Source organism: Pseudomonas sp. NFACC05-1, from assembly GCF_900100135.1.
Lineage (GTDB): Bacteria > Pseudomonadota > Gammaproteobacteria > Pseudomonadales > Pseudomonadaceae > Aquipseudomonas > Aquipseudomonas fluorescens_Q.
In genome coordinates, this window is the sequence record NZ_FMTR01000002.1 from 435306 (window position 1) to 452555 (window position 17250).

Annotated in this window: 13 protein-coding genes; 2 read left to right on the plus strand and 11 right to left on the minus strand. The window is 61.9% G+C overall.

Annotated elements, in window-relative coordinates; genetic code table 11:
• Window positions 1-33: 33 nt before the first annotated feature.
• From BLO97_RS06200 to BLO97_RS06220, 5 genes are all read right to left on the minus strand, one after another.
• Window positions 34-2460, minus strand: coding sequence for a TonB-dependent siderophore receptor (locus tag BLO97_RS06200; RefSeq protein ID WP_092345314.1), 2427 nt, complete (start codon window positions 2458-2460; stop codon window positions 34-36).
• 254 nt (window positions 2461-2714) lie between these two features.
• On the minus strand, window positions 2715-3689 hold the full coding sequence (locus BLO97_RS06205; RefSeq protein ID WP_092345316.1) for a FecR domain-containing protein: 975 nt from the start codon (window positions 3687-3689) through the stop codon (window positions 2715-2717).
• Window positions 3686-4204, minus strand: a complete 519-nt coding sequence (locus BLO97_RS06210; RefSeq protein WP_046064522.1) for an RNA polymerase sigma factor — start codon at window positions 4202-4204, stop codon at window positions 3686-3688. The genes BLO97_RS06205 and BLO97_RS06210 overlap by 4 nt, the downstream gene beginning before the upstream one ends.
• 170 nt (window positions 4205-4374) lie before the next feature.
• The gene (locus BLO97_RS06215) at window positions 4375-5082 is read right to left on the minus strand and encodes a 3'-5' exonuclease (RefSeq protein ID WP_092345318.1); all 708 of its coding nucleotides are present in this window, start codon (window positions 5080-5082) and stop codon (window positions 4375-4377) included.
• A complete protein-coding gene (locus BLO97_RS06220; RefSeq protein ID WP_305882106.1) occupies window positions 5079-7013 on the minus strand; it encodes a putative nucleotidyltransferase substrate binding domain-containing protein in 1935 nt (644 codons plus the stop codon). Before BLO97_RS06220 ends, BLO97_RS06215 begins: the two co-directional genes overlap by 4 nt.
• 258 nt (window positions 7014-7271) lie before the next feature.
• On the opposite strand from BLO97_RS06220, the gene BLO97_RS06225 reads away from it, so the two are divergent.
• A complete protein-coding gene (locus BLO97_RS06225; RefSeq protein WP_003206256.1) occupies window positions 7272-7718 on the plus strand; it encodes a response regulator in 447 nt (148 codons plus the stop codon).
• 228 nt (window positions 7719-7946) lie between these two features.
• Here the strand turns inward: BLO97_RS06225 and BLO97_RS06230 are convergent, their stop codons facing one another.
• Window positions 7947-10124 (minus strand): malate synthase G, encoded by a 2178-nt coding sequence (locus tag BLO97_RS06230; RefSeq protein WP_092345320.1) that lies wholly within the window; start codon window positions 10122-10124, stop codon window positions 7947-7949.
• Between the two features lie 516 nt (window positions 10125-10640).
• On the opposite strand from BLO97_RS06230, the gene BLO97_RS06235 reads away from it, so the two are divergent.
• Window positions 10641-11159 carry a glycine cleavage system transcriptional repressor gene (locus BLO97_RS06235; RefSeq protein WP_072342365.1) on the plus strand — a complete coding sequence of 173 codons (519 nt, stop codon included), beginning with the start codon at window positions 10641-10643 and terminating at the stop codon, window positions 11157-11159.
• Between the two features lie 217 nt (window positions 11160-11376).
• Here BLO97_RS06235 and rarD read toward each other — a convergent pair whose 3' ends face one another.
• The 5 genes from rarD to BLO97_RS06260 all read right to left on the minus strand — a co-directional run bounded on the left by rarD (window position 11377) and on the right by BLO97_RS06260 (window position 17180).
• The gene (rarD, locus tag BLO97_RS06240; RefSeq protein ID WP_063324072.1) at window positions 11377-12264 is read right to left on the minus strand and encodes an EamA family transporter RarD; all 888 of its coding nucleotides are present in this window, start codon (window positions 12262-12264) and stop codon (window positions 11377-11379) included.
• Between the two features lie 204 nt (window positions 12265-12468).
• Window positions 12469-13443 carry a serine/threonine protein kinase gene (locus BLO97_RS06245; RefSeq protein ID WP_092146357.1) on the minus strand — a complete coding sequence of 325 codons (975 nt, stop codon included), beginning with the start codon at window positions 13441-13443 and terminating at the stop codon, window positions 12469-12471.
• Window positions 13444-13654: 211 nt separating this feature from the next.
• On the minus strand, window positions 13655-15550 hold the full coding sequence (locus BLO97_RS06250) for a PhoX family protein (protein WP_092345322.1): 1896 nt from the start codon (window positions 15548-15550) through the stop codon (window positions 13655-13657).
• 66 nt (window positions 15551-15616) lie between these two features.
• Entirely contained in the window at window positions 15617-16381 is a 765-nt protein-coding gene (locus tag BLO97_RS06255; RefSeq protein ID WP_092221519.1) for a TOBE domain-containing protein, read from the minus strand.
• A gap of 58 nt (window positions 16382-16439) precedes the next feature.
• Window positions 16440-17180 (minus strand): ComF family protein, encoded by a 741-nt coding sequence (locus BLO97_RS06260; RefSeq protein WP_092146363.1) that lies wholly within the window; start codon window positions 17178-17180, stop codon window positions 16440-16442.
• Window positions 17181-17250: the final 70 nt, after the last annotated feature.

Below are 17250 nucleotides of genomic sequence, written 5' to 3' on the forward strand. Positions count from 1 at the left end.
GTGCCCTCAAAAGGTTTTGCAAATGCTAACCGTTTACCATTTGTAATTCACGCTGGCGACGACGTTGCGTTGGTCGCCGTAGTAGCAGTAGGAACCGTCACAAGTGGACAGGTAGTCCTTGTTGAAGACGTTTTTTGCGTCCACCGCCACCGATACCCCTTTGAGCGAGTTGTTCAGGCGCCCCAGGTCGTAATGGGCCGACGCGTCATACACGGTATAGGAGCCGACGTGGCCCCAATCGGTGTTGGTGGTGTTGCCATAGGTGTCGCCGACATAACGCACACCCGCGCCGACACCGAAACCGTCCAGCGGGCCGTTGTGCCAGGTGTAATCGGCCCAGGCTGTGGCCTGGTGACGCGGCACCTGGGTCATGCGCTTGCCTTCTTCAGCCACGGTGCCTTTGGTGATTTCGCTGTCGTTGTAGGTGTATGAGCCGATCAGCTTGAGGCTGTCGGTCACGTCACCGGACGCCTCCAGTTCCAGGCCGCGTACTCGTACTTCACCCACTTGGCGGGTGATGTTGTTTTCAGTGACGGAGTTGTTCTGCTGGGTCAGGTCGAACACCGCCGCCGTCAGCAAGGTTTTGGTGCCGGGCGGCTGGTACTTGATGCCCACCTCGTACTGTTCGCCTTCGGTCGGCTTGAACGCGTCGGTGCTGTTGACGGTTGAACCCGCCGCCGCCTGGAACGACTGGGCAAAGGAAATGTACGGCGTCACCCCATTATCGAAGACGTAACTCAGCGCCGCGTTGCCGCTGAATTTCTTGTCGCGCTGGGTGTTGGTCGCACCGGCCTGGTTGTGGAACTCGGTGCCGGTGTGGATCCAGTCCTCACGACCACCGAGGGTCAGGCGCCAGTTGTCCAGGGCGATCTGGTCCTGGACGTAGAGACCGGTTTGCTGGGTCTTCTGGTTGTAGTCGTACATGGTGAAATACTGAACGTTGGAAAAGTCCTGTCCGTAGATCGGGTTATGGATATTGCTGTCGGGAACACCAGTGGAACCCCACAGCCAACGCGAATTGCTGTTGGAGCGCTGGTGATCCAGGCCTAGCAGCAAGGTGTGGCTCAGGCTTGCCGTTTGGAAGTCGGCCTGGAAGTTGTTGTCGACGGCGAACTGGCTGATGTCTTCGTCAACAATCCCGGCGCTGCGCTTGACTGTACCGTCGGGGCTTACTGCTTGATCAGGAGGAAATGTTCCCGCGGTGATGCCTTGGGACTCCAGATCACTCTTGGTATAACGCAAATTCTGGCGGAACTGCCAGGTGTCGTTCAGGCGATGTTCGAAGTTGTAGCCCAGCGCGTAGTAGGTACGGTCGTAGAATTCCCAATCCGGATCGCCGAGGTTCTTGTGGTGGGAAATCTTGCCCGCCGGCGAAGACAGCTTGGTGCCTTGCAGCGGCAAGAACTGCCCGGTGATGCCGGTGTCGTCGCGGGTGTACTGGGACAGGAAGGTCAGGCGGGTGTCGTCGTTGATGTTCCAGGTCAGGCTCGGCGCGAGGTTGTAGCGCTTGTCCGGGATGTGATCGACCTGGGAATTGCTGTCACGTACGGTGCCGCTGAGCCGATAGAGGAACTGACCTTCGTCATCGACCTTGCCGGTGCTGTCGAAATTGATCTGCTTGTGTTCGTAGCTGCCGGCCTGCAATTCGACTTCATGGCTGCTCTCGGCTTGCGGGCGACGGCTGACCATGTCCAGCATGCCGCCAGGTGGCGTCTGGCCGTAGACCGAAGACGCCGGGCCGCGCAGCACGGCGATGCGCTCCAGGTTCCAGGGCTCGATTTTCGGCGTGATGTAGTTGCCCTTGGGCAGCGGCAGGCCATCGAGGAATTGGGTCGGGATGAAGCCACGGACCAACAGCCAGTCGTTGCGCGAATCCGAGCCGTAGCCGCTGCTCTGCACACCGGCGGTGTAGCGCAGGGCGTCATTGAGGTTGAGGACCGAACGGTCTTCCATCTGCTGGCGCGTAACCACGGAGACTGAGCGCGGCAGTTCGACAATCGGCGTATCCGTCTTGGTGCCGGCGGCAGTGCGGGTGGCGACGTAGCCCTCGGTCGGGCCCCACGCGGTTTCGCTGACGCCGGCGCCGATTACGCTGGTTTCCGGCAGGGCCATGACGCCTTCAGGTACAGCCACCAGGCTGTAGGTGCCGGCGCCGCTTTGTTCCAGTTGCAGGCCGGTGCCGCGCAAGGCCTGGCGCAATGCGCCGGTGGCGTCGAACTGGCCCTGGACCGGGGCCGAGGTCTTGCCCGAGGCCAGGGACGGATTCAGGCTCAGGGCGAGGCCAGCCTGGCTGGCGATCTGGTTCAAGGTGCTGGCCAGTGGCGCGGCAGGCAGGTTGTAGGTGCGCACGCTCGAGGCCTGTTCGGCGGCCAGTAGCGGGCCGCTGGCGAAGGGAATGGCGAAGGCAATGGCGATTGCCAACAGGCTGGGGCGCAACAGGGTGTCTAGCGGGCGGGACATACGGCGGCTCCTGAATGGAAATATTTCTCAATTGCCTGGGTGCCGGATGAAAATTGAAAAGTGATAGGGCTGGATGAAAATAATTTAGATTCAGTTTTTAGATCGGCCTGGGTTTTGTGGTGTGTGGGGTGGCCGCTTCGCGAGCAGGCTCGCTCCCACATTTTTGACCGGGTCGCCCGCAATATTGTGTGCGCCGCCATCCCCTTGTGGGAGCGGGCTTGCCCGCGAAGGCGGCCTGCCTGACACAACATCCCTCAGGGCTTGGCCCCGTTCCTCGGTTCCACGACCACCCACCACTTCGTGTGATATCCGACCTGCACCGGCAAGGTCGGCAGCAGGGCGGTCAAGGCCAGGTCGGTGTCGTGCAGCGGGAAACTGCCGGTGATGCGCAAATCCGCCACTTGCGGCTCCACACCCAGGTAGCCGCGACGATAGCGCCCCAGCTCATGGACCAAATCTTCAAGACGGGCGTTATCCACCACCAGCATGCCGCGGGTCCAGGCATCGGCGCCGGGGTTCAAGGCGAGGGTCGGCCCGAGGCCGTCGCGGCGCATCAGCACTTGTTGGCCTTCGCGCAGGATCTGTTCCTGGTCCGTGGCCTGGGGATGCGCCGCCACAGCGGATTTCAACACGCTCAGGCGCGTGCCTTCGTCTTCACGCTTGACCAGGAATCGTGTGCCCAAGGCGCGCAGGCGGCCTTCACGGGTCTCGACGATGAACGGGCGCGGGTCGTCGTGACCGGTTTCCACCAGGATCTCGCCTTCCTGCAGGACGATGCGGCGCTGCTTGTCATCGAAACGCACGTCCAGGGCACTGTGGGTGTTGAGGTTGATCAGCGTGCCGTCGTCCAGGCGCAGGGTGCGCTGTTCGCCTGTCGCGGTGCGCTGATCGGCCAGCCAGTAATCCAGCGGCAGGTAACGATCGCCGGCAAACAGCGCCAGGCCGATGGCCGCGATAACGCTGGCCAGGCCGCTGCCGACCTTGCGTATCCGGCGACGAATGCTCACCCGCGATTGCAGCAACGCGGCGCGCGCCGGCCCGTTGGCCACACTGAAGCGTTGGTCAAGCATGCCCAGCTGTCGCCAGGCCCGGGCGTGTTCTTCGTCGGCGGCATGCCATTGGGCGAAGGCTTCACGCTCCTGGGCGCTGCTCGAGTCCAGGGACAACTGCCAGGCAATGGCGGCATCCAGCACGCTGGCCGAGACCGGTTTGGCATGGGCCTGACTCATGTCGGCTCACCATAAAGTGCGATGTAGCACTGGCGGATGCCTTGGGCGAGATACTGCCGTACGCGCGGCACCGAAACCCCCAGGCGCTCGGCAATTTCAGCGTGGCCGAGGCCGTCGAGGCGGTTATAGAGGAAGGCTGCGCGGGCCTTGCTCGACAGTTTGCCAAGCAGGCGATCGATGGCCTTGAGGTCTTCGAGAATGATTTGCTGTTCTTCCACCGAGGGCTGCTCGGCCTCGGGAATCAGCATCAGTTCGGTGAGGTAGGCCTGCTCCAGTGCCGCTCGACGGAAATAATCGAACAACAGGCCCTTGGCGATGGCCACCAGAAACGCCCGCGGTTCGCGGGGCGCCTTCAGCTCTTCGCGACCCAGCAAGCGCACAAAGGTGTCCTGGCTCAGGTCCTCGGCCCGTTGCGAACACGCCACGTTGCGTCGCAGCCAGGCCAATAGCCAACCACGATGGTCACGGTATAACGCACCAACCAGATCACTGTGGGGGCTAGGGACTGACGACACGGAGCATCACCGATGTTTTAAGTAACGAGAATTGTTCGCGATTGTGTCAGAGGCGGGGGCGGGAAAGCAATTGGCGCCGGTCGGGCGGCGTGGGATAAGGAAATTGAGGCCGGGTTCTGCGTGGGAGCGAGCTTGCTCCCACAGGGTAGTGTGTTCATCTTCAAGGTGAGTCAAAGCGAAGGCGCTTGCTGCCGCCGTTTCCATTGGCTCAGCCGTTGTTGCAGGTCAAGCGGGCTCAGGATCTGTTGCTGGCGGGCGCGGCTGAACAGGATCAGCGCCAGTTCTGCCGTGGCCAGGGCGTCGGCACTGGCGTTATGGCGGTCGAAGACTTGCAGCTTGAACCAGTCGATCCACTCGTCCAGGCCCGACTTGCGCAGGTTGGCCTGGGGACAAAGCATCGGGGCCAGGTCCGCCACGTCGAGGAATGAATGCTGCAGGCGATAGCCCAAGTAGTCTTTCAAGGCGCGCCCGAGCATGTGGGAATCGAACGGCGCGTGAAAGGCCAGCAGCGGACTGTCGCCGACGAACTCCATGAACGCCAGCAGCGCCTCGGCCGGGTCGCTGCCGGCGGCAATGGCGCTGGGCGCCAGGCCATGGATCAGCACACTGGGTCCGAGTTTCTGTTTATCGCATTGCAAGGTGCGTTCGAACTGCTGGCTGAAGTCGATGGCGCCGTCTTCGATGACCACCGCGCCGATGGACAGCACCTGGTCCTTGTTCAGGTTCAATCCGGTGGTTTCCAGGTCCAGCACGACCCAGCGTTGTTTCCGCAGATCGCATTCACCCAAGGCTGAAGCCGTCGGCAGGCGTTCCAGGCGCCTTTGCATTTCTTCGGACAACATTGGTTGGGCTGGGCGCAACCAGGAAAAAATGCTCACAACTGATACCTCAGCGTCAGGCTGCTTTGCAGGCGTTGGGCCTGGCGCAGGGATTCGCGCAGGATGCGTCGGTCCAGATGGTTGAGGCTGTCGGGGTCGACGCGGTTGGAGTAGGGCAGGTTCTCGCGGGTTTGCAATTGATGTTGCTGCATGCGGGTCTGTTGAATGAAGTGATAGGCCTCTTCGTAGGCTGCGCCATCGAGCGGTTCGATCACTTGCTTGTCGACCAATTGCCGCAAGCGCTCCAGGGTATTGTTGGCTTCGATGCCGTTGGCCAGCGCCAGCAGACGGGCGCCGTCGACGAAGGGCGTCAGGCCTTGCACTTTCAAATCGAGGGTGGCTTTTTCGCCGTTCTTGCGACTCAGCACGAAATCCCGGAAGCGGCCCACGGGCGGGCGGTGGCGCAGGGCGTTTTCGGCCATCATGCGTTGGAACAAACGGTTATCGGCCACTTGATCGAGGATCTGCCGGCGCAACTGCTCGCAGCCTTGCTCATCGCCCCAGACCACCCGCAGGTCGAAATAGATGCTCGAGCCCAGCAGGTTTTCCGGGGTTGCTTCGCGAATGAATGCCGAAAAACGCCGGGCCCATTCAGCTCGGGACAGACACAGCTCGGGGTTGCCGGCCATGATGTTGCCCTTGCACAAGGTGAAGCCGCACAAGGCCAGGCTCTGGTTGATCTGCTGGGCGATGGGCAGTAGCAGGCCGCGAATCTGCGCGGCATGGGCGGCGTCCCGGGCCTCGAACAAAATGCCGTTGTCCTGGTCGGTGTGCAGGGTTTGTTCGCGCCGGCCTTCACTGCCGAAGCACAGCCAACTGAACGGCACGCCTGGGTCACCTTTGTCGATCAGGGTCAGCTCGATGACCCGGCATACGGTGTGATCGTTGAGCAGGGTGATGATGTGGGTGATCTGGGTCGATGACGCGCCGTGGGCTAGCATGCGTTCCACCAGTTGGCCGATCTCGCCGCGCAGGGCCACGAGGTTTTCCACCTTGGGCGCGTTGCGAATGGTCCGGGCCAGGTGCACCAGGTCGACGCGCTGCAAGGAAAACAGATCGCGCTCCGACACCACGCCACACAGGCGTTGGTCCTTGACCAGGCAGACGTGGGCGATGTGCCGTTCGGTCATGGCGATGGCCGCATCGAAGGCGCTGTGGTCCGGCGAGAGGAAAAACGGTGCCTGAGTCATGTGTCCTACGATGGCTTGGGAAAAATCCCCGGCCCCATCGGCCACCACCTGCCGCAGGTCGCGCAAGGTGAAGATTCCCACCGGAGCTTTCTGTTCATTAACCACCACGATGCTGCCGACCTGCTGGTCGTGCATCAGCTTCACGGCTTCGCGCAGCGGCGTGTCCGGGCTGCAACTGACTGGATGGCGCATCGCCAGTTCGCCCAGTCGCGTGTTGAGGGAATACTGGGTGCCCAGGGTTTGCGCAGACTTTTGCTGGACCTGTTGATTGACCTGGTCGAGCAGGCTGCTGACCCCGCGCAGGGCGAAGTCGCGAAACGGGCCGGACAGGGCGAACAGCTTGATGAAGGCCAGTTTGTTCAACTGCAGGCAGAACGTGTCTTCGCCGGCCCGGTGTTCGGTGCGCGTGGCCCGTTCGCCCAGCAGCGCGGCGAGGGGGAAACACTCGCCGGTGGTGATTTCGAAGGTCGTCTCGGTTCCACCCTTGGCCGTATGCGGACGTTCACCTACCACTCGGCCTTGCTTGACGATGTAAAAGTGCTCCACCGGGCCGTCGGCTGGTTTGATGATGGTTTCGCCCGGGGCATAAAAACGCAGCAGGCATTGCTCCACCAGATAGGCCAGGTGAGCGTTTTCCATCTGGTTGAACGGTGGGAAACGCTGGAGAAACTGCAGTGTCCCCTGGATGTTTTGCAACACCGCGGTTTTCCCTGCCTGGGTGAAGGCGTCCGCTTTTTTCATAACCATTACGCAGTCTTTTTTGAATTGTTGTGGTCGATCTGTTCTCCCATGGTCGGCCCCTCAGAGCGGGGTGCCCATTGGACGTAAGTCTAGGTCGCCGCCTAGGGGTGAACTTACGGAAAAAACCTACGCCAAGCGTCAGAAAAATCTTCATTAAATGTTCTTGGAAAAAAATCCGACGAAGTGCACATTGAAGCGCCGCAGAACGATGTCTGACCACTGTGCCAGGGGATCGATTTAAAGAACGTAGAGAGCACCATGTCCGACCACGATATTTTGAGTGACGCCGAGCGCGAGGCGCTGAGTGCCGTCATGCTGGAACCCGACCTGCCGCCGCAGCGCGTCTTGATCGTCGATGACGACAAGGACGCTCGTGAGCTGCTGTCGGAGATCCTGGCGTTGGACGGGATTCACTGCATGACCGCCGCCAGTGGTGAAACGGCACTCAAGATGCTGGAAACCAAGCCATCGATCGGCCTGTTGATCACCGACCTGCGGATGGGCAATGTTGATGGGCTGGAACTTATTCGCCTGGTGCGCGAGTCTCCGCGGGCGGCGCTGCCAATCATCATCGTATCGGGCGATGCCGACGTGAAGGACGCCATCGAAGCCATGCACCTGAGCGTGGTGGACTTTCTGCTCAAGCCGATCGATACCGACAAGTTGCTGGGGTTGGTCAAGCATGAGTTGGGGATGGATCTCTAGCCTGTCGTGAGAATGGCGCTATCGGGTGCTTTTGTGGCGAGGGAGCTTGCTCCCGCTCGGTTGCGCAGCGACCGCAGTGCAGGTCAATAAGATTCCGAACGCTGGAAAAGGGTCTGCTTCGCAGCCCAGCGGGAGCAAGCTCCCTCGCCACAAAAGCGCTCATGTATTTGCAAATGAAAAAGCCCTGATCTTTCGATCAGGGCTTTTTTCGTTGTCACGGCTGCTCAATCACAACCCATTGGCTGCCTTGAACTCACGACGACGACGGTGCAACACCGGCTCGGTGTAGCCGTTAGGCTGCTTCGTGCCTTCGATCACCAGCTCGACCGCCGCCTGGAAGGCGATGTTGCGGTCGAAGTCTGGTGCCAGCGGACGGTACAGCGGGTCGCTGGCGTTCTGGCGGTCGACCACCGGCGCCATGCGCTTGAGGCTTTCCATCACCTGGTCTTGGGTAACGATGCCGTGGCGCAGCCAGTTGGCGATGTGCTGGCTGGAGATACGCAGCGTCGCACGGTCTTCCATCAGGCCGATGTCGTTGATGTCCGGCACTTTGGAGCAGCCCACGCCCTGGTCGATCCAGCGCACCACGTAGCCAAGGATGCCCTGGGCATTGTTGTCCAGTTCGTTCTTGATCTGCTCCGGCGTCCAGTTCGGGTTGACGGCCAGCGGGATGGTCAGGATGTCGTCCACCGATGCTCGCGCGCGCTTGGCCAGCTCGGCCTGGCGGGCGAACACGTCGACCTTGTGGTAATGCAGCGCGTGCAGGGCCGCGGCGGTCGGCGAGGGAACCCATGCGGTGTTGGCGCCGGCCAGCGGATGAGCGATTTTCTGTTCGAGCATCGCCGCCATCAGGTCCGGCATCGCCCACATGCCCTTGCCGATTTGCGCACGGCCTTGCAGGCCGGTGCTCAAGCCGATGTCGACGTTCCAGTTCTCATACGCGCCGATCCACTTCTCGGCTTTCATGTCGGCCTTGCGCACCATCGGGCCGGCTTCCATGGAGGTGTGGATCTCGTCGCCGGTACGGTCGAGGAAGCCGGTGTTGATGAACACCACGCGCTCGCTGGCGGCCTTGATGCAGGCCTTGAGGTTGACCGTGGTACGGCGTTCCTCGTCCATGATCCCGACCTTGAGGGTATTGCGCGGCAGGTTCAGTACGTCTTCGACACGGCCGAACAGCTCGTTGGTGAACGCAGCTTCTTCCGGACCGTGCATCTTCGGCTTGACGATGTACACCGAGCCGGTGCGGCTGTTGCGACGGCTGGTATTGCCGTTGAGGCTGTGGATCGCTGCCAGGCTGGTGATCAGGCCGTCGAGAATACCTTCCGGCACTTCGTTGCCGTGCTGGTCCAGGATCGCGTCGATGGTCATCAGGTGGCCGACGTTACGCACGAACAACAGCGAGCGGCCGTGCAGGGTCACGCTCGAACCGTCGACGGCGGTGTAGACACGGTCGGGGTTCATGGTGCGGGTGAACGTCTGGCCGCCTTTGGCGACTTCTTCAGCCAGGTCGCCTTTCATCAGGCCGAGCCAGTTGCGGTAGATCACCACTTTGTCATCGGCATCGACGGCGGCGACCGAGTCTTCGCAGTCCATGATGGTGGTCAGCGCGGCTTCCATCAGGATGTCTTTGACGCCAGCGGCGTCAGTCTGGCCGACCGGGGTGCTGGCATCGATCTGGATTTCGAAGTGCAGGCCGTTGTGTTTCAACAGCACGGTGGTCGGTGCCGAGGCATCGCCCTGGAAGCCGATCAACTGGGCATCGTCACGCAGGCCGCTGTTGCTGCCGCCCTTGAGGGTGACCACCAGTTTGCCGTCGACGATTTTGTAAGCAATGGAGTCGACATGGGAGCCGGCCGCCAGGGGCGCGGCTTCGTCGAGGAAGGCACGGGCGAAGGCGATGACCTTGTCGCCGCGGACCTTGTTGTAGCCTTTGCCTTTTTCCGCGCCATCGGCTTCGCTGATGGCATCGGTGCCGTACAGCGCGTCATACAGCGAACCCCAGCGGGCGTTCGATGCGTTGAGGGCGAAGCGGGCGTTCATCACCGGCACCACCAGCTGCGGGCCGGCCATGCGGGCGATTTCGTCATCGACGTTTTGGGTCGTAGCCTGGAAATCCGCCGCTTCTGGCAGCAGGTATCCAATGTCTTGCAGGAAGGCTTTGTAAGCCACGGCGTCGTGGGCCTGGCCAGCACGGGCCTGGTGCCAGGCATCGATCCGCGCCTGGAAATCATCGCGTTTGGCGAGTAGGGCTTTGTTCTTCGGCGCCAGGTCGTGGATGACCTTGTCGGCACCGGCCCAGAACGCGTCGGCGGTGAGGCCGGTTCCGGGAATGGCTTCGTTATTCACGAAGTCGAACAGGACTTTGGCGACCTGCAGGCCACCGACTTGAACGTGTTCAGTCATTGCTTGCCTCACTCTGCTCAGCTATTTCGCTTTTCAGCTCTTCGATTTTGACAATGAAGCCTCGGGACATTTAAAGCACAAACCCCGGAACCAGTACATGCCATCGCTGGCGGCTGGGTGGTAAGCCTTGCTGACGGGGCTTTTCAGGGATGCGACTGCGCCTTAAGCAGACATCGGTACAACGTTATGTAGTGCTCGCTGCGGCATACTACATGATCAATTGCGGTTGTGAAAATTAGACTAATTGCGTCGTTCCGCGACCGACTAAAGCAGTACAGTCACGGCGCGGTATAGGATGTTCTCAAAAAAGCGGATCATTGTTCCAGATAAATCTAATTAATGTACACATTGTCCCGTGGCGAGGGAGCTTGCTCCCGCTGGAGTGCGAAGCGCTCCCCTGTTTAGGGGGGGGCTACTGCGTAGCCCAGCGGGAGCAAGCTCCCTCGCCACGAAAGCAGGGCGGTGCCGATTCATGGCTTGCCTATACTGTCCCTTCCCCAACAAGAGGACTGCGCCATGGACCACCTCGTCATCACTGTTTTCGCCCCGGACAAGCCCGGGCAGGTCGAGCGCATTGCCGATTGCATCGCCGACCACGGCGGTAACTGGCTGGAAAGCCGCATGTCGCGCCTGGCTGGGCAGTTTGCCGGGATCTTGCGAATCGGCGCTCCCGCCGAGGCCCATGAGGAACTGATCGAAGCCTTGCAGGGGCTATCGACTTACGACATCCGCGTGTTGATCGCTGAAAGCGCCCTTGAGGAGTCCTGCACCTGGAAACCCATCACCATGGAGCTGGTGGGCAACGACCGTCCCGGCATAGTGAGGGACATCACCCGGCTGTTGAGCGAGCAGGGCGTCAATGTCGAGCGTCTGGTGACTTACGTCCGGCCGGCGCCGATGAGCAGCGAGCTGCTGTTCCACGCCGAAGCGATCCTGGGGGTGCCCTTGACCCTGTCGCTGGAGACGTTGCAGGAACGCCTGGAGACCCTGGCCGATGAGTTGATGGTGGAGCTCAAGCTCAGCGACGAAGCGTGACGAAGGTTATCCAAGGAAAAACTGCGCCTGCCTGTGGATAACCTGTAGAGACCCGGCTCCAGCCCAAGCCCGCCGGGCCTCGGCGAGGAATGCTCAAAAAATCATCAGTTTTCAAGGGCTTGTGCACAAACGGCGGGGATCACGTTGTGGATAACCTTGGGAAGGATGAGCGCAGGCCACGCCAGACGTGGCCTGTAGAGGTTTGTGCGTTTTTTGATCAGCTGCGCCGACGCATGCTGATCACCGCATCGACGCTGTACACCGCCAGCCCGGCCCAGATAAACAGGAACGCCACCAGTGTGCTGGACGACAGGTGCTCACCAAACAGCATCACGGCGAGCAGCAGCACCAGCGTCGGCGCGATGTACTGGAGAAAACCGATGGTAGTGTAGGGCAAATGCCGTGTTGCGGCGTTGAAGCACACCAACGGCACCAGCGTCACGGGGCCTGCCGCCACCAGCCACCAGGCTTCGGAGGTGGTCCAGAATGCCGCCTGGGCACTGGTGGCCGTGGGATTGAACAGTAACCAGGCGATGGCGATCGGCACCAGCATCCAGGTTTCTACCACCAGCCCCGGCAATGCCTTGACCGGTGCCTGCTTGCGGATCAACCCGTAGAAGCCGAAGGTCAGCGCCAGCACCAGTGACACCCAGGGCAGGCTGCCCACTTGCCAGACCTGCTGCGCCACACCGACCGCCGCCAAACCCACCGCCAACCACTGCATGCGGCGCAGGCGCTCGCCGAGGATCAACATGCCCAGCAATACGTTCACCAGCGGGTTGATGTAGTAACCCAGGCTGGCTTCGAGCATGCGCTCGTTGTTCACCGCCCAGACGTAGGTCAGCCAGTTGGCTGCGATCAGCGTCCCGCTCAGGGCGAGGATAGCCAGGCGCTGTGGGTTGTCCCGCAGTTCGCGCCACCAGCCCGGGTGTTTCCAGACCAGCAGCAACGCCGCGCCGAACAGGGCCGACCACAGCACCCGATGGATGATGATCTCCACCGACGGCACGCTGGCGATGGCCTTGAAGTAGATCGGGAACAGACCCCAGATGATGTAGGCACTCAGGCCCAGGATATACCCGCGACGCGGGTTGGCGGCTTGCATGCAGAATCCTTGCTTAGGCAGCTAACAAAGGCGTGATTGTAAGGAGATTTGTCGGGTCGTGCTGTGAACCTTTGTGAGCGTTTCACTGCAATTCCTTGCGGGAGCGAGCTTGCTCGCGATAGCGGTGGATCAGTCGACAAGGGCGTCGAATGTTCGATCGCAATCGCGAGCAAGCTCGCTCCCAGAGGGGATCCGCAGTGGTCGTCAGAACAGCTTCAACGGCTCTTCATTGAGCGCCGCCAGTTGCTCGCGCAACGCCAATACCTGGTCGCCCCAGTAACGTTCGCTGCCGAACCACGGGAAGCTGCGGGGGAAGGCCGGGTCGTCCCAGCGCCGCGCCAGCCAGGCGCTGTAGTGCATCAGGCGCAGTGCCCGCAGTGGCTCGATCAGTGCCAGTTCTCGCGGGTCGAAGTCGTGGAACTCTCGGTAGCCGTCCATCAGTTCCGACAGTTGGCCCAGGCATTCCTGGCGATCGCCGGCGAGCATCATCCACAAATCCTGCACCGCCGGGCCCATGCGGCAGTCGTCCAGGTCGACGATGTGGAACACCTCGTCGCGGCACATCATGTTGCCGGGGTGGCAATCGCCGTGCATGCGGATGCTCTTGTGGGGCGTGGCGGCGTAGACCTCTTCGACACGCTTGAGCAGATCCCTGGCCACCGACTCGTAGGCCGGCAGCAGGCTACGAGGGACGAAGCCGCTTGCCAGCACAGTGGCCAGTGAATCGTGGCCGAAGTTTTTCACGGCCAAGGCTTCACGATGCTCGAACGGACGGGTCGCCCCGACTGCGTGCAGGCGCCCGAGCAATTGCCCCAGGCGATAGAGCTGGTCGAGGTTGCCCGGCTCCGGTGCACGACCGCCGCGACGGGGAAACAGGGTGAAACGAAACCCGGCGTGTTCGTGCAGGCTGGTGCCGTTGTGGATCAGTGGCGCGACCACGGGCACTTCGTATTCGGCCAGCTCGAAGGTGAAGCTGTGCTCTTCCAGGATCGCTTCGTTGGTCCAGCGCTGAGGGCGATAGAACTTGGCGATCAGCGGCTCGGAATCTTCGATGCCGACCTGATAGACGCGGTTCTCGTAGCTGTTGAGGGCCAACACGCGGGCGTCGCTGAGGAAACCGATGCTTTCAACGGCATCGAGTACCAGGTCGGGCGTGAGGGTTTCAAACGGATGGGACATGCTGACTCCTGCGCAGCGGCAGGGCTGCCGCGTCCGGCCCAGCATGGTAGCGCAAAGCAGCCTGGATTGATCGGTGAGACTTGCACCGTTGTGGCGAGGGAGCTTGCTCCCGCTTGGGTGCGAAGCGCCCAAAGAAGAAGGGCGCGCTGCGCAACCCAGCGGGAGCAAGCTCCCTCGCCACGAAGTGTTATGTCCCCGGTCCAGACAAGGGTCAGGCGCCGATGACCCCGCCGTCTTCGCGGGTAATCACCATCACCGACGATCGCGGCTTACCGTTGGGCAGGTGCTCGGGGAAGGTTGAGCCGCCGCTGGGATGCTGGATACCGACAAACATAGCCTTGTAGTCCGGCGAGAAGCTGATCCCGGTCACTTCGCAGCCCACCGGCCCGACCATGAAACGACGGATTTCACCGCTGTTGGGATCGGCGCAGAGCATCTGGTTATTGCCCATGCCGGCGAAGTCCCCGGCGTTGCTCGAGTCGCCGTCGGTCTGGATCCACAGGCGTCCGCCTTTGTCGAAGCCCAGGCCATCGGGGCTGTTGAACATGTTCTGGGGGGTGATGTTGGAGGAACCGCCCTTTGGCGTGCCGGCATGTACCGCCGGGTTGCCGGCGACCACGAACAGGTCCCAGGCGAAGGTCTTGGCGGCGTGATCGTCGCGGTCGGTGCGCCAGCGCAGGATCTGCCCGTAGACGTTCTTGGCTCGAGGGTTAGGCCCGTCCACCGGTTGGCCGGCGTCACCGCGTTTGGAGTTGTTGGTCAGGGTGCAATAGACCTGGCCGTCTTTCGGGCTGACCACGATCCACTCCGGGCGGTCCATGCGGGTGGCGCCAACGGCGCTGGCGGCCAGGCGTGCATGGATGAGAACTTCGGCCTGGTCGGCGAAACCGCTGCTGGCGTCGAGGCCGTTCTTGCCATGGGTCAGCTCGATCCACTGGCCTTGGCCTTTGGGATGGTCCGGGTTGCCGTCGCCGGCATCGAAGCGCGCGACATACAAGGTGCCATGGTCCAGCAGGTTGCGATTGGCCTTGGCGTTCTTGTGATTGATGCGCTCGCGGCTGACGAACTTGTAGATGAATTCGCCACGCTCATCATCGCCCATGTACACCACGGCGCGACCGTCATTGGTTTGCGCCAGGGCGGCGTTTTCGTGTTTGAAGCGGCCCAGGGCGGTGCGTTTTACCGGGGTGGATTGCGGATCGAACGGGTCGATTTCCACTACCCAGCCGTGGCGATTGAGTTCGTTGGGGTTCTTCGCCAGGTCAAAGCGCGGGTCGTGCAAGTGCCAGTTGATTTCACTGCTGGTGACTGTGGCGCCATAGCGTTTCTGGGCCGCGTCGAACTGCAGGTCCGACTTGCTGCTGCCGAAGCAGTCAGTGAAGTTCTCTTCACAGGTCAGGTAGGTGCCCCAAGGCGTCATGCCGTTGGCGCAGTTCTGGAAGGTGCCCAGCACTTTCTTGCCGCTCTTGTCTGCGCTGGTTTTCAGCAGGTCGTGCCCGGCAGCTGGGCCACGCAGGCGAATCGGTGTGTTGCCGTGGATCCTGCGGTTGTAGCGCGATTCCTGGACGAATTGCCATTGGCCGCGCCGACGCTGGATTTCGATCACCGAGACGCCTTCGCTGGCCTGGGCCTTGCGCACGTCTTCGGCCGACTGTGGCTGGCCGCCGTGAGGGAACAGGTATTGGTAGTTGGTGTATTCGTTGTTGATCGCCATCAGCGCCCGGTTGTTGTCGCCGGGGAATGGGAACAGGCTCATGCCGTCGTTGTTGTCGCCGAACTGCACTTCTTGTGCGCGGGCGGTGCCGTTGCCACTGGGGTCGAACGCCGGTGCATTTTTCTGCAGGGGTTGGCCCCAACTGATCAGCACCGAGGATTTGTAGCCTGGCGGCAACGTGATGGTGTCAGTCGTGGCGGCGGCGATGCTGTTGAAGCCCAGCAGCCGGCTGTTGCCTTCGCTCACGGCGGCGGCCAGCACGCTGCGGCTCAGCAGGTTGCCGCCCAGGAACATCGCCGCGCCGCATAGGGCGCCGGCGCTGATGAAACTGCGCCGACTCAGGCCGACGATCTTTTCCAGGTCGGTGGATTGGTTTTCTTCTAATAGGCTCATCTCAGGCTCCCTGCTGGTTTTGGCAGTCACCTTAAAGCGGGTCGATGAAACTATTGTTGCAACACGCTACAGCGGTGTGCCGAGCAGCACATTTGTCGCTGAAAACGTCACTTGCACCGGTGAGCCGCCTTCCAAATGCTGCTTTTGTAGCTCAAGCGGGTCGGCCAGGGCGCACAGCGTCTGGCCGTTGGGCAGGCTGATGCGCACTTCGCTGGGGCCGTCTTCGGCGGCGTCGACCTGTTCGATCATGCCGCGCAGCGTATTGATCCGCGGTTTTTCCACTTGCTCGACAGGGTGTAATTCCAGCCAGCCGGCCTTGATCAGCGCCACCACGTTGGTGCCGACATCCAGCTCCAGGCGCAGCGTGCTGTCGTGGGTAATCTGGGCTTCGATGACCAGGCCCCGGGCCAGCTCCAGGCGTACCCGGTCGTTGTGCCCCTGGGCCTCGATGCCCAGGACCTTGCCATACAATTGATTACGGGCGCTGGTGCGTAGCATCAGGCGACTGAGCAGGCCCAGGTCGTCGGCATCCTCGCTCGCTTCCAATAGTTGTGTCTGCAGCGCTTGCAGGCGCAGATACAGGCGCAGCACGCGTTGGCCTTCCTCCGACAGCCTGGCGCCGCCACCGCCCTTGCCGCCAACACTGCGCTCCACCAACGGTTGGTCGGCGAGGTTGTTCAACTCATCGATGGCATCCCACGCCGCCTTGTAGCTCAGGCCCGCGCTCTTGGCGGCGCGGGTGATCGAACCTTGTTCGGCGATGTGCTGCAACAGGGCGATGCGTTGTGGTCGCCGAGCGATGTGCTGGGTCAGAAGCGTGGGCAAGGACATGACGGAAAACTGCGTGCAAAGGTCGATAAGCGGACGTTGGCGCCTTGGGCGTGGCGCGTCAAGCCGACTCTCCGGGTTTCGGGGTACGAGCCAGGCAGTACACATCGACCCGTGCAGCGCCGGCATCGAGCAGCAGGGCGGCCAGCGCCTGGGCGGTGGCGCCCGTGGTGAGCACGTCGTCGACCAACGCCAAGTGACGGTTGTGCAACGCAGCCTGGGGTGCCAGGGCAAAGGCCTGACGCAGGTTTCGCCGCCGAGCCCTGGCATCGAGTGCCTGTTGGGCGGGGGTGTCCTGGGTGCGTCGCAGCAGGTGTTCTTCGCAAGGGATCGCCAACGGCCCACTGAGCCAGCGGGCCAGCAGCGCTGCCTGGTTGAAACCGCGCTGGCGCAAACGCCGGGTCGCCAGTGGCACCGGGACCAGCGCGTCGGGTCGTTCCAGCCCTTCGTCGAAATGATGTTGCAACGACTGCGCGAGCAGGTCGCCCAGCAGTCGGCCCAGGGGCCATTTCGCCTGATGCTTGAAACGGGTGATCAGGCTGTCCACCGGGAAGTCGTAGGCCCAAGGCGCCAGGACCCGTTCGAAGGCCGGCGGCTGCGCGGCGCATTGTCCGCAACGCAGCCCGGCCATGGGCAGCGGCAAGGCACAGACGCAGCATTGATCGCCGAGCCAGGGCAGCTCGCTTTCACAAGGGGTGCAGATAGGCTGCGGCGTATCGGTGCTTTCGCCGCACAGCAGGCAAGATTGTTTGTTTTTTAACCAGATGTAAACCTGTCCTTTGTATCGTGGTTGACAGCGCATGACTCTTCCTTAAATATGCCGAACATCCGTGTCGCGCCTGTGGGTATTCCATGTCCCCAGGCGCCAGCCA

Excerpts from the sequence above, each read along its gene's own strand:
- BLO97_RS06205 (WP_092345316.1), bottom strand. The coding sequence starts at position 3,689 with ATGAGTCAGGCCCATGCCAAACCGGTCTCGGCCAGCGTGCTGGATGCC.
- BLO97_RS06200 (WP_092345314.1), bottom strand. The coding sequence starts at position 2,460 with ATGTCCCGCCCGCTAGACACCCTGTTGCGCCCCAGCCTGTTGGCAATC.
- BLO97_RS06230 (WP_092345320.1), bottom strand. The coding sequence starts at position 10,124 with ATGACTGAACACGTTCAAGTCGGTGGCCTGCAGGTCGCCAAAGTCCTG.
- rarD (WP_063324072.1), bottom strand. The coding sequence starts at position 12,264 with ATGCAAGCCGCCAACCCGCGTCGCGGGTATATCCTGGGCCTGAGTGCC.
- BLO97_RS06255 (WP_092221519.1), bottom strand. The coding sequence starts at position 16,381 with ATGTCCTTGCCCACGCTTCTGACCCAGCACATCGCTCGGCGACCACAA.
- BLO97_RS06225 (WP_003206256.1), top strand. The coding sequence starts at position 7,272 with ATGTCCGACCACGATATTTTGAGTGACGCCGAGCGCGAGGCGCTGAGT.
- BLO97_RS06250 (WP_092345322.1), bottom strand. The coding sequence starts at position 15,550 with ATGAGCCTATTAGAAGAAAACCAATCCACCGACCTGGAAAAGATCGTC.
- BLO97_RS06235 (WP_072342365.1), top strand. The coding sequence starts at position 10,641 with ATGGACCACCTCGTCATCACTGTTTTCGCCCCGGACAAGCCCGGGCAG.
- BLO97_RS06260 (WP_092146363.1), bottom strand. The coding sequence starts at position 17,180 with ATGCGCTGTCAACCACGATACAAAGGACAGGTTTACATCTGGTTAAAA.
- BLO97_RS06220 (WP_305882106.1), bottom strand. The coding sequence starts at position 7,013 with ATGAAAAAAGCGGACGCCTTCACCCAGGCAGGGAAAACCGCGGTGTTG.
- BLO97_RS06245 (WP_092146357.1), bottom strand. The coding sequence starts at position 13,443 with ATGTCCCATCCGTTTGAAACCCTCACGCCCGACCTGGTACTCGATGCC.